The organism is Emticicia aquatilis, assembly GCF_014644295.1.
Lineage (GTDB): Bacteria > Bacteroidota > Bacteroidia > Cytophagales > Spirosomataceae > Emticicia > Emticicia aquatilis.
Window position 1 is genome coordinate 627,282 of sequence record NZ_BMKK01000001.1, and the last position, 13,385, is coordinate 640,666.

Below are 13,385 nucleotides of genomic sequence, written 5' to 3' on the forward strand. Positions count from 1 at the left end.
AAACTATCACATTACTATTAAATCTTAAATTTTTCTACCAATGAAAAAAATCTTTTACTTTTTAGTGGCTTTGTTGATAAGCCAAAATTTGCTTGCCGTTGATAAAACTTGGACAGGCTCTACCAGCACCAACTGGGCAACTGCCAGTAACTGGTCGCCGAGTGGCGTACCCGCTGCTGGTGATGTGGTCATTATAGATAACCTAACTAATGACCCTGTTGTTGTGAGTGGTACAACAGCTGATTGTAAAAATATTTATCTAAATACTGGTGCAACCTTGACTATCAATAGTGGTGCTACACTTAATGTATTGAATAATGATGCATTCATTGCATTAGTAAATTTAACAAGTTCTACTATTACAAATAATGGCACTTTCAACATTAAATCAACTGGTACGTCCACTATAGGTTTTCTATTTACGGACGGTAACTGTTCTCTCACAAACAGCGGTAATATTACACTTAATGTGTCGCATTCATGCTTTAATTTTAATTCAAATAGTTCATTAAATACAATTACCAATAACTCTACAGGTGTTATTGATTTAAGTTTAAGTTCTGGGGTTGGTGTAAAGACGATTTCGGGTGCTTCGAATAACGTAGTAATAAATAATGGTACGTTTAATTTTTCAAACACGGGTGCTTATTGTCTGGATTTAAGTAATAGTGGTAGCTTTACAAATAGTGGTACGCTAAATATTACGAGTGGATATGGCATTTCAGCTCCAGCCACTACCTCTTTCTCAAATAATGCCTGTGGAAAAGTGATTATGTCTTCTGGTAACATTGAAAATAATGGCAATTTTACTAACAGTGGGTATGTCCAAACCAATGACATAACGAATAATTCTGGAATTTTCACTAATTTTGGTGTACTTAAATATGAATCAAAAATTGGAACAATTACCAATTCGGGCAACGGCTCTGTTATTGTAAATAATTCAACACCAATCTTTACTTATGGTGGCACATTCAATGGCACAGTCAATGGCATTTTTACTAATTCAACAGCCACAACCTCAGCTGGTACATTTACCGCACCTAATACTTTTACGCCTTCGGGTTTGCCAAGTGGTTCACAAACGCTTTATGCCAAAATAACCCCGAGTGGTGGAGCTTGTACTTATGTAGTACCCTTCACTTACAATAATATTGTTCCGCCTGAAATTACTACTTCTGGTACGCTCTCAGCATTTTCAACATGCTCAGGTACTGCCTCTACCTCACAAAGTTTTACAGTCAATGGTACTAATTTAACTGCTAATATTAGTATAACAGCCCCAACTGGTTTTGAGATTGCGACTTCGGTAGGTGGTACATACAGTAGTAGTTTAACCTTAACACAATCAGGTGGAAATGTAGCTACAACCTCAATATTTGTTCGTCTGAAATCAACTGCCACTGGCTCACCATCAGGGAATATAACTTGTGCTTCTTCGGGAGCAACTACTCAGAATGTAGCTGTTTCGGGTACAGTTACACCACTGCCAAGTGCAAGTATTTCTTATGCAGGAACACCTTTCTGTAAAACTGCAAGCCCTGCAAATGTAACATTGACAGGCACAAGCGGTGGAACTTTCACATCCAGCCCAACTGGTTTAAGTTTGAGTGGAACAAATGGCCAAGTCACACCAAGCACATCAACTGCAGGCACTTATACCGTAACATATACCATTGCAGCAAGTGGCGGTTGTGCGGCTGTAACTGCTACTACCAGCGTTACTATTAGTGACGCTCCAAATACAAGTTTTTCATACCCAGCGGCAGCCATTTGTAAAAGTGCGGGTACAACCGATATTACTCGTATAGGAACACCATCAAGTGGCGGTACATTTTCATCAAGTCCATCGGGTTTGACACTAAACTCCAGTACAGGGCGAGTTACACCAAGTAGCTCAACCGCAAATACTTATACCGTAACACTTACAATCCCAGCATCAGGTGGTTGCCCAGTTTATACCACCACAACCGATCTTACGATTACTGCCGAACCAAGTGCAACAATTGGTTATGCTAACAATGGCTATTGTACTACCGCTGGTGTTCAGAATGTTATTCGTAATGGTACATCGGGCGGAACATACTCTGCTACACCATCAGGATTAAGCATTGACACTAATACAGGACAAATTACGCCAAGTACGAGTACCCCTGGCAATTATACCGTTATTTACACCATTCCAGCTACTGGTGGGTGTAGTCAATTTCAAGCAAGTGATATTGTCTCTATTAGCTCACCTGCCAGTGCCACGATTGCATACGCTGCCAGTGGATTTTGTAGTACTGATGGCACAAAAAGTGTGAATCGAACGGGAACAGCTGGAGGAACATTTAGCTCGACACCTGCTGGCTTGAGTATTAATTCAAGCAGTGGATTAATCACACCGAGCAGTAGTTCAGTGGGAACTTATACCGTTACTTACAGCATCGCAGCCACAAATGGTTGTCCTGCGTTTACAACTACCACAAGTGTTGCTATCTCTACGCCTCCGAGTGCTACGATAAGCTATACGGGTTCACCATTTTGCGGAGTTTCTACACCAATTAATGTTAGCAGAACTGGTACTGCAGGCGGAACATTTAGTTCAAGTCCCGCGGGGTTATCAATCAACCCAAGCACTGGACAAATCACTCCAAACACCAGCACTGCAGGCACTTACACGGTTACTTACTCAGTTTCGAGCAACTGTCCATTATTTACAACTACTGCCAGCGTAGCACTGAGTAGCCAACCAAGCGTGCCAACGAATGTTAGCACGAGTTCAAATTTACTTTGTGGTGGAGCAAGTGTTACCTTATCAGCTACTTGTGCTTCGGGTACTGTAACATGGTACAATCAAGCTATAGGTGGAACTTCTATTGGAAATAGCTCACCATTGTCACAAACACCTACGGCAAACACTACTTATTATGTAAGTTGTAGTAATGGAATTTGTGAAAGTAGTCGAACAGCTACCAATCCGGTAGTGATTGAAAGAGGCAATGGAGGAATCAGTACACCTTATACCAATAGCTCTTTTGTCACACAAAATAATTTGTATTATAATAAAATTACGCTCACTAAAGGAATAAGAGCCGATTCTGTGAAAGTTTTGGTCTTAGATGGTGGATTGGGCATTCAAGGTAATGCTCGAATAAAATTTGCTATCTATTCTGACCTAAATGGCGAACCGAATACACTATTGGCAAGTTCGGATGGTAATGCTGCAGAAAATGCACCATTCTTAGTAGGAGGTTTAAATAAATTTAGACTCAATACGTCTGCCTATTTGAGTTGTGGCACTTACTGGATTTCGTACGTACTCAGTAGTAATGAATCAATTGCTGCCAATTTCCAAAATGGCGACCCTGTGCCTGACTCAGACACCAAATATTCACCATTCGCCTTTAGTAATGCCTTCCCAACAGTTAATAATCTTACGAAGTCAACAAATGGGTTTGCCTACAACGTCTATTTCTCTGGAGCAGCCGATTGTCAAATTGTAGCTCCTACAACTAATCAGAACGTAAATGTTTGTAGTGGAAGTTCGGCAACACTCACAGCCACTTGTACTTCGGGAACAGTTACTTGGTACACTTCAGCAACAGCAAGTGCAGGTACAGTTAGTTCTTCGTTCATTACTCCTACAGTCAATTCTAATACAAGTTATTACGTAGCATGTGTTTCGGGAAATTGCACAAGTTCAAGAACTCAAGTTAATTTGACTGTTATAGCACCACCTAATGTACAAATAAATGGCACTAACAATCTAAGTTGTGCTGTGAGCAGCGTTACAAGAACTGCTTCGGGGGGTGGAAACTACCTTTGGTCGAACGGTTTAGGTACTAATGCTACTGCAAACATCACAGCAGCTGGTATTTACACCGTAACCGTTACGGGTACTAATGGTTGTACGGCTTCGGCTACTACCACTGTAACAAATGACGGAAGTTTACCAAACGTACAAATTACAGGTACGGATAACCTGTCTTGTGCCGTTACCTCTGTTACAAGAACGGCTTCAGGTGGTGGAAACTACCTTTGGTCGAACGGTTTAGGTACTAATGCTACTGCAAACATTACCGTAGCTGGTATTTACACCGTAACCGTTACAGGTACTAATGGCTGTACCGCAACAGCCACTACCTCCGTAACTAATGACGGGAGTTTACCTGACGTGCAAATTACAGGTACGGATAACCTGTCTTGTGCCGTTACCTCTGTTACAAGAACGGCTTCAGGTGGTGGAAACTACCTTTGGTCGAACGGTTTAGGTACTAATGCTACTGTAAATATTACAACAGCTGGTATTTACACCGTTACCGTTACGGGTACTAATGGCTGTACTGCTACGGCCACTACCACTGTAACAAATGACGGAAGTTTACCGAACGTGCAAATTACGGGTACGGATAACCTATCTTGTGCCGTTACCTCTGTTACAAGAACGGCTTCAGGTGGTGGAAACTACCTTTGGTCGAACGGTTTAGGTACTAATGCTACTGTAAATATTACAACAGCTGGTATTTACACCGTAACCGTTACGGGTACTAATGGCTGTACTGCAACAGCCACTACTACTGTAACAAATGACGGAAGTTTACCGAACGTGCAAATTACAGGTACTGATAATCTTTCTTGTACCATTTCAAGCGTAACAAGAACAGCTTCGGGGGGTGGAACTTACCTTTGGTCTAACGGTTTAGGAACTAATGCCAGTGTAAACATCACAACTGTAGGCACTTACACGGTTACAGTTACAGGTTCAAATGGTTGTACTGCTACGGCTACAACAAGTGTTTCTATAAGCAATAATTTACCCGTAACTGCTTCTAATACAGGACCTTTTCAAACAGGAAACACAATCCAATTAAATGCTTCTGGTGGTTCAAGTTACGCTTGGGTTGGGCCTAATAGTTTTGCCAGTACAATACAAAACCCAAGCATTCCAAACGCTTTGGTTATTCATGCGGGTATTTATACCGTAACAGTTTCAAGTGGTAGTTGTACTGCTACTGCTACAACTAATGTTATTGTTAGTGAAGCGATTGACCCTTGCATTCCGATTATTGATTATCAATTTGTTAAAGCTGGTAATCCATATCAACCGTTGTTCAGTTTGACTAATGGCATAGCAATCAATCAACTATCTGACCCTGTTTCGATTATCGCTGTTCCGATTTGCCCTACAATCAATATAGAAAGTTTATTGATGAAACTGCAAGGGCCAAATATGAATGAGGAGATTCTTCAAAACGTCTCACCTTATGCTATATTCGATAATACCGCCAACAATGTAAATGGTCGAATTTTGCCCCCTGGTGTTTATACTTTGACGGTAACAGGTTACAATCAAGACAATTTACTTGGAGGTATCAATTATGGCCCTGTCATTACAACTTTCACCATACTCCCAAATACTGCAAGTATCTCAACACCAACTGTTTCTAAGACTACCGTTTGTATTGAAAGCACTTTAGATGTCAGTTTCTCGACGAGTGGAACATTTAATAATGCTAATCAATTCAGAGTAGAATTGTCTGATGCGAATGGTAATTTCGGCAGTATTGCAAATATTGGAAATAATGGGAATAGTGCCAATTTCATTTATCCAACAATTATAGGTAACAGCAGTACATCTGGAACTATTAGTTGTATAATTCCAAGTAATATTGTAGGTGGTACAAATTATCGTATTCGTGTAGTTTCAACCGATGGTGTAAGTATAAGTCAAGTAAATGGTAGTCCAATTACGATTCATCCGAGAGATTTGAATTTGGTGAGTCCGACCGATGATTTTAGCACAAATATTGGCACTAAACAAGCCTCAAATAAAGTGACCGCAAGCAATAAAATCAGTGCAATAGCCAACGTAAATTACCAAGCTGGAAAAGCAATTATTTTGAATGCTGGTTTTGAAGCTAATGCAGGAGCGGTATTTAAAGCCGAAATTAGAGGTTGCGAAAATTAACATAAAAAGGGTCTCGTTTCAATTTTGAGCGAGACACTTTTTCTATAAAATCATCAAAAAATCACTTCATCAATTTTCTATCTTTTAGCCAATCTTCCATGCGGGCTGCCCATGTTTCTACTGGCCCTCTGCCTTTTTTCTTGAGTCCGTAGCCGTGGCCACCTTTTTCGTAAATGTGCATTTCTACTGGTACTTTATTTTTCTTACAGGCCAGAAAATATCCAATACTATTTTCGGGCTGCACACCATCGTCAGTTGTGCTTATTAAGAATGTTGGTGGAGTATCTTTTGTTACTTGTTTTTCGTTAGAATACAACTCCATTTTTTCAACTGGTGGATTTTTCCCAATCAAATTATCTCTCGAACCGAAGTGCGTAAATTTATCGCTGAAAGTAATTACTGGGTAAATCAATAACGAAAAATCGGGTCTAACACTCACACTCGCATCCGTGATTTCGCCTACTTGGGTAGTAAAATGCGTTGAAGCAGTCGAAGCTAAATGGCCACCCGCCGAAAAGCCCATGATTCCAACTTTATCAGGCGAAATGCCATATTTTGCTGCATTTTTACGCACTATTCTAATAGCCTGTTGAGCATCTTGAAGCGGACGAATCTCGTCATTATCGAATAAATTTTCTTGCGGAAGGCGATATTTTAGCACAAAAGCCGTTACGCCACGCTCATTAAACCATTTGGCAATATCATGTCCTTCGTGGTCAATCGCCAATATTCCGTAGCCACCACCAGGGCAGATAATCACGGTAGCATCAGAAGTTTTTTTCTTGGCTGGATACACATACAAAGCTGGTTGAGTCACATCTTTCACACGAGTAATTCCGTCAGTAGTCTTCGAGTCTTCTGGAATATTAATACCCGCTTTCAAGCCAGGTGTTCCATCGGGATAGAGTAAAATTGTTTCACTGGATTGGGCGGATAAATCAGACAAAGTAGTCATTAGAAATAGGGCTAAAAAAAGTTTTTTCATGAGTCATAGAGGCATATTATTTCTGCCAATCTGTTTATGGTGAATAGTTGAAGTACAAAGTTGAAAAAAAATATTGTTTCACGAAGTTTTTCTGTGAATATTGTATGTAGTTTTTTCTATTCTAAATTCATCTTCATGAATTTCTTAAATGCGAACAGGGTGTTCGCCCCACAGTTATGCAGGAAGCTTTTCAACATTGTTTGGATTTTTTTCAACACATTCACCCGCTAAAACCAGCGAGTATCGAAGCTCTTTTGCCTTGCTTTTCATTGAAAAACTTCTCAAAAAAAGAGTTTTTGGTCAAACAAGGCCAAGTATCGGACGAACTTAACTTTGTTTATTCGGGAAGTGTACGAGAGTTTTTTGAAGATACCGATGCCAACGAAACCAATACTTGGTTTGGACTCGAAAACTCGGTGGCAATTTCGACTTATAGTTTCTTTTCACAAAAACCAAGTTTAACCAATATTCAAGCACTCGAAGATGTGCAAGCCGTGGTTCTAAAACACAGCGACCTGCACAAACTTTTCGACCAATTCCACGACATCGAACGCCTCGGAAGGCTCATCGTTGAGCAATATTTAGTACAAATCGAAGAAATGAAAATCATGCTTCAAACGCTTTCGGCACGAGAACGCTACGAATATATGATTAAACACAAACCCGAATTTATTCAACGTATTCCGCTCAAATATTTAGCTTCTTTTTTGGGTATTCAGCTCGAAACGCTCAGCAGGGTTAGAAATCACAAGTAACAAATTTCTTAGTCAAATCAACTCTCTCTTTGGTTTCGAGATTCACATACTCAAAACGCCTGATTTCGTTAAACGAACCCATATCTGAATCACTATTTATCAGAATCGCTCCCATCAAAATCACATACTTACAGTTGTATTTGGTGGCTCTTGCCAATTCGATAATTCGCTTATCAATGGCCTCATAAATCACTTCGGTGGCTTCTTTTATAGGAAATTCGGCCGAAAGAATGCGGTCTTTTTCCTTCAATAAAATCTGCTCAATGGTATTCATCTGATAATCCATTTCGGTGATATTATTTGGTTCAATCAGATTATCAACCAGTTTGCTTAATGCCCCTTTAGCAGCACCGCAACATCCAGAATTTTTATGTTGACCAAAGCGGTGGATTTCGCCAATCGCTCCATTTTTGGAGACTCCAATGTGTGGGCCATAATAAATAAAAACTGCACCTTCGTCGGGTACGTGGCTGGCAAAAGCTCCCATTCCTGTCAGGCCTGTAAACGGAAAACCATCTAAACCGCCCATCTTAAACGGCCCCAAAAACTCGCTCGTGCGGGCAGGGTACTGAATGCTATTCACGTCATCGCTGCAAATACTATCAGCCAACATAATTTTGGAAGGCTCTAAATCAAGCACATTTTCAATAAAATCAATCATTCGATTTACTCCATCAATCGTCGTGATGGCATCAGGATAGTGCTGATGAATAATAGCAAGTTTTTCTCGTTTTTTCATAAAGGTTCTAAAGTATGATGTTATTTTTTGGTTGTAAGGCGGGTGGTAAATCGGTTTCTCCGAGCATTTCTCTTAAATCAATTTCGATGGTTCGGCTCATTTGCGAAATCGGCACATCGTTGGCACTTCCTTCAAATGGATTTTCGGTACTTTCACCGACTTGTTCGAGCGAAGTATAAACCCACGAAATCAGCACACTAAACGGCACAACCAACCAAACCATATAGCCTTGCATAAAGCCTGTGGTGGTTTCGTTGAGTTTGTCGAAATCTTTGAGCATACCAAAAGGTAGTAAAATGCAGAATAATTTAATAAAAAGTGAATTAATCGTGGCAAATTGACGTGGGTATGGGAAGTTTTTGATACGTTCAGATTTACCTTGATTATCATAAAAATCTCGGATAATCTTTTCCATTTCCAAAAATCTGAAATTATCCAGCGAGCCATCATCAGCCAATTCTTTCAGCGTTTTCGATTGCAAACTCAATATTTGCACAGCCCTATTTTTGGTCGTCAGGATATATTTCAGTTCTTCTTCCGAAAGATATTTTCCCAGTTCTGCTTCGAGCGAGGTTTCTCTTTCAGGAATCACATAAAACTCTTTATATTCTTTGTTATAGGCTTTATTAGCTGTTTCCCATGCTCGACTATCTCGCATTTGATAACGTAGAGCCGTAAGCCACGCAAAATGTCGATAAACGAGTTCTTTTGATTTTTCGGGATTATTGACCACAAAATCTCGGCTCATGGTTCCCCAAGTGCGACTACTATTCAAAATTGCTCCCCAAATCTGGCGAGCCTCCCACGTGCGGCTATACGTTTGGGTATTTTTAAAACCCACAATGAAGGCAGTAGCAGTACCCAACAGAGCCACGACCGTCCACGGAATAGCAAGCCATTCGAGGCCCAAAACTTCATATAAAACCGTTGGAATGATACCAATCAGTAGTAATTTATAGATATTTCTCCTTGTCCAAAGAAGAAACTCTTTCAGCGAATACGAAACTCCAGCGTGCATGATTAATTATGAATGATTTTTTAAGGTTTTATTATTTTTTTTGGTCACGGAGTATCACAGAGTTAAATTCACAATGTTACACTAAGTTTTGCTCCCTGATACTACGTGTCTAATCTTCGCCTCTCGAAGAACTAAATTTTGAAATCAGAATTCCCACCAAAACCACCGTATAAAACTGCCCAATGATGCCAAAAAGTGCAGTTACGAGTTTCGTGACGTGGCTATTTGGTAGAATATCTCCAAAACCAATGCTCGTAATGGTGATACTACAAAAATAGACCAAATCCATGTAAACGGCCGAAGTGCTCGACATATCAATACCTTTGATGGAATGAGAATTATTATAAAAGAAAATCTGCATCAGGAAAACATTCACTTCTATCAGCAAAAAGTAGCCACAAGCCGATGCCGAAATAATATCGGTATTTATGTAGCTTGGCTTGAGCAAAAACCGAATGATTTCTAAGAAGATAAACAAGAAAAACAGCACATAGACCGCACTGATGGTGGTCATAAACTGTGGTGAATTTTCGATAAACGATAAGCTTAGAGGCATCAAGAATACAAACAGAAACAAAGTATTTTTGATAATTTTCTTGAAACGTCCCTTTTCGATAAAAACACCGATACTGGCAATGCCTACAATAATCATGTTGATTGGCCAAATGACATGGACATAAAAATCCATATCACGCAGCACAATACCCACAAACAGGTGCTGGACTAAGGCAAAAAGTAGTAATTCGTATTTGTTTTTAGTAAAAAATTGCTCCGATAATGTCATAGATAATTGCTTAGATTTAGAGCAAATTCAAGATTATTCATTAAAATTCCAAACATAGTTCTTCGATTAGCTATTATTAAGTTTAAACTCACCTCGCTGTTTTATTTCAAATTATCGTATATTTCGACAACTGGCGAACGGTTAATCCAAATGTATTTCATGAAACACCCATACCTTCGATACGTTCTTACATTAACACTTTTGCTATTTTGGGACAGAATTAATGCTCAAAAACTCAATTTTGAGCAGATAACTACCAAAAATGAGCTTTCATCAAATAATGTTTTGGGTATCACGAAAGACCTTCATGGGTATTTGTGGCTGGCTACTAACTTGGGTATTTCTCGGTACGATGGCTACCAATTTCAGCCATTTGGCAATTTATCAAGCCCAAATGGCATAGTTATTTCGAGCGACGGAATATTGTGGTTTAGCAACGAAAAAGGTCTATACTCTTTAGATACAAAATCTTTGGTTTTGTCACTTAAAATTGCCAACAAACTCAATGATAACATCCCCGACAACGACCATTACAACAGTATTTTTGTTGATAGTAAAGGGCTTATTTGGTCAACTGACTTTCATCACATAAAATCGTATAATCCACAAAAAAACTTGCTCACTTACTACAAGATTTTGAATGAAAATCAGCAAAACCCTAATCTTGCTAAATTCATTGAAGATACCGCAGGTAATCTCTGGTCGGTCAGCCCAATAGGTTTGTGCAAATTCGATAACAACCGCCAAACGTGGGTGCGGGTTTGGGCCGAAAGGAATCTAAGTGCATTGGCTTTTGATAAAACAAATGGCACTTTTTGGTTAGGAAATCTGCAAGGAGATTTGATAAACTTCAACCCTAAAACCAAGGTTTATACCCTCAAAACCAACATCGGCGAAGCCATTGACCAAATTCGTTTTTTGGGCAATCAATCCTTGATTTGTGTTTCGCACAACCATCTGTTTCAGCTTACTACTAATCAAACCCAACTCGAAGAAATTGGGCAATTTATGGCCGATGACATTTCGCTCAATACTGTTTTTATCGACGCACAAAAAAACGAGTTCTGGCTCGGCACAAACGATGGCTTACTAAAACAAGAGACTGAGAATCAACTCATTAGACAAATACTTATTCCTCGGAATTTACTACCAAATCCAGCAACTGTTCGGTGCTTTGAGGTCGAAAATGAGTCAAGTTATTTACTCGGAATGAGTTCGGGGGATGTGCTTCGGTGGAATAAAACAAATAATGAATTTCAAAAAATCACGCAATTGGTATCGGAAGAGATTAAAAGTATCAAAGTGCTTGATAATAAGATTTTTATCGGCACTAATAAGAATCTTTTCATAAAAAAGCAGGGAGCAAATCTCGAAAAAATTCTATCAAAACCTATCAATCATCTCGAACTCGATGGGGAAAATCGACTCTGGATTTTATTGCCCAATGAGCCAATTATGGTTTATGATTTCAACAAAAATCAATTTGTACAACCGTGGAGCAAATTTCCCTACCCTACTTTTTTCAAAGACAATCTTTTTCATAAACTTACCTATACGCCCGACCAAAAAATGTGGATGGCAGGCTGGATTCCGAGCGGTTTTGGTATTGCTTGTTTCGATTTCAAAACCAATCAATTTGAAGAATTAAGCTCAATCAACGACCACAAACGTTTCATTGGCGATTATTACCTCGATGTTTCGGTTACACCTAAAGGAGATTTATTGTTTTCGGGCTACGGTGGCTATAATCGACTAAACGCCAAAGGAATCATCACGGCAGAAATCCATGCCGAAGATTTAAAACCTTTATTTGCTGATGGTCAATGCTTTTCGATTGATGAAGACTCGAAAGGAAATACGTGGATTGGTACGGCCGAAGGCTTAGTGAGAATCTCGAAAGATAAACAGGTGAATCGTTTCACACAGTTTGATGGTTTGCTGAACAATGATATTCGTAATGGTTTTCTGATGACCAACGACGAATTATTGTTGGGACATAAAAACGGTTTTTCGATACTCAATTTGGGCAATGTTGGTTTAAAAAATCAATCACATCGACTGATGATTAGTCAAGTAAATATTTTGGGAAGCGACCAAAAAGTGGATTTATCTAAAAATCTCGTTTTTTCGAGAAAACAAAATAACCTAAGTTTTTCGTTTAGTCCACTCAATTTCGAGAATCAAGCCAAAAATAAATTTCGCTATCGCCTCACGGGTATCAACGAAAAATGGATTGAAAATGGGGTAAATCCAACCATCACGTTTTCTAATCTCGAACAAGGAAATTACCAATTAGAAGTCCAATACGCCGAAATTGCGGGTAATTGGAACACGGATTCTCTCGTCCTCAATTTCGAGATTTTACCCGCTTGGTACGAAAGCCTATGGTTCAAGATTTTGCTGGCTTCACTCCTACTGGCAATCGGCTATGGCATTTATTGGTACCGAATCAATGAGTTCAAAAAAGTGCAAGCCATGCGAAATCGAATATCTTCCGACCTACACGACGAAATCGGTGCTTCGTTGAGTAGTATTAGTATTTTAGGCGATTTAGTCAAGCAAAAATTGAGCGAAAATCACCCAAGTTTTATGTACGCCGAAATGATAAATGAAGAAGCCAAACACGCTGGAACGGCCATTGACTACATCATCTGGAATATCAATCCGCAATTCGATAGCCTCGAAAGTTTGTTTACTCGCATTAATTCGGAAGCTGCTGAAATCATTGAAGCCAAAGGGATTCAGTATGAGTTTGAAGCCAATAATTTGGACAACAGAAGTATGTCGATGGATAAAAAACGTAATATTTATCTGATATGTAAAGAACTGATAAACAACGCATTAAAACACAGCCAATGCACTAAAATAACACTACGGTGCAGCGTAAAAGCGAGTTATCTAAGCATAAGTTTTTCGGATAATGGAAAAGGTTTTGATGTAAATAAAGCAACCAACCGCAATGGCGTGAAGAATATCCAAACCCGTTTACAAAAACTAAAAGGCTCTTACGAATTAACAAGCGAAGCCGAAAAAGGCACAAAGTATGAGTTAAAAATTCCGTTGCGGTAGCTTATTTGCTACGTTGTTTTGAAATCAATGAAACAATTTAGAAAATTGCTCTATGACTACGCCCGAAATGGGTTATTTTTTG

At 39.3% G+C, this 13,385-nt stretch carries 7 protein-coding genes; 3 read left to right on the forward strand and 4 right to left on the reverse strand.

From position 1 onward, the window contains the following. Positions 1–40: 40 nt before the first annotated feature. Positions 41–5,953, forward strand: a complete 5,913-nt coding sequence (locus IEX65_RS02690; RefSeq protein ID WP_188764393.1) for a beta strand repeat-containing protein — start codon at positions 41–43, stop codon at positions 5,951–5,953. Between the two features lie 61 nt (positions 5,954–6,014). On the opposite strand, the gene IEX65_RS02695 is transcribed toward IEX65_RS02690, so the two are convergent. Next, positions 6,015–6,938 carry an alpha/beta hydrolase gene (locus IEX65_RS02695; RefSeq protein WP_188764395.1) on the reverse strand — a complete coding sequence of 308 codons (924 nt, stop codon included), beginning with the start codon at positions 6,936–6,938 and terminating at the stop codon, positions 6,015–6,017. Between the two features lie 176 nt (positions 6,939–7,114). Here IEX65_RS02695 and IEX65_RS02700 point away from each other — a divergent pair, with 176 nt between their 5' ends. Then, the gene (locus IEX65_RS02700) at positions 7,115–7,693 is read left to right on the forward strand and encodes a Crp/Fnr family transcriptional regulator (RefSeq protein ID WP_188764397.1); all 579 of its coding nucleotides are present in this window, start codon (positions 7,115–7,117) and stop codon (positions 7,691–7,693) included. Here the strand turns inward: IEX65_RS02700 and IEX65_RS02705 are convergent. The 3 genes from IEX65_RS02705 to IEX65_RS02715 form a co-directional block, all read right to left on the reverse strand. Further along, complete coding sequence (locus tag IEX65_RS02705) at positions 7,677–8,432, reverse strand: LCIB family protein (RefSeq protein WP_188764399.1); 756 nt, start codon at positions 8,430–8,432, stop codon at positions 7,677–7,679. The two genes, IEX65_RS02700 and IEX65_RS02705, sit on opposite strands and share 17 nt — an antisense overlap. A 7-nt stretch (positions 8,433–8,439) precedes the next feature. Then, complete coding sequence (locus tag IEX65_RS02710) at positions 8,440–9,450, reverse strand: bestrophin family protein (RefSeq protein WP_188764401.1); 1,011 nt, start codon at positions 9,448–9,450, stop codon at positions 8,440–8,442. 109 nt (positions 9,451–9,559) lie between these two features. Further along, on the reverse strand, positions 9,560–10,234 hold the full coding sequence (locus IEX65_RS02715; protein WP_188764403.1) for a potassium channel family protein: 675 nt from the start codon (positions 10,232–10,234) through the stop codon (positions 9,560–9,562). Positions 10,235–10,393: 159 nt separating this feature from the next. Here IEX65_RS02715 and IEX65_RS02720 point away from each other — a divergent pair, with 159 nt between their 5' ends. Further along, on the forward strand, positions 10,394–13,303 hold the full coding sequence (locus IEX65_RS02720; RefSeq protein ID WP_188764404.1) for a sensor histidine kinase: 2,910 nt from the start codon (positions 10,394–10,396) through the stop codon (positions 13,301–13,303). Positions 13,304–13,385 lie beyond the last annotated feature (82 nt).